The 266-nt window shown below is 56.4% G+C and carries 1 protein-coding gene; it reads left to right on the top strand.

The window, feature by feature from the left end; translation table 11 throughout:
* Positions 1 to 266 (top strand): metallopeptidase TldD-related protein (locus tag ACZ3HH_RS30270; protein WP_465810295.1); only part of this gene is annotated, 266 nt, incomplete at both ends.

Here is a 266-nt window from a genome sequence, read left to right as displayed (position 1 = left end):
AGACTGGCACCGGTGGTGGCGGTGGTCGTTACGATTTTGGTTACTTTACCGACGCTTTGATCGAAGAGTATGTGCAACATGCGGTTGATTCAGCGCTGATTAATCTGGAGTCACGTCCTGCGCCTGCGGGCAATATGACCGTGGTTCTAGGCCCAGGCTGGCCAGGGGTACTCTTGCACGAGGCAATCGGCCATGGTCTGGAAGGCGACTTCAACCGTAAAGGTTCGTCAGCATTTGCTGGTCGGATTGGCGAGCGGGTTGCTGCC

It is taken from the genome of Pseudomonas sp. PME37.24/025, from assembly GCF_055556615.1.
Note: the sequence above shows the minus strand (reverse complement) of the source record. Positions and strands in the feature narration are given on the sequence as shown.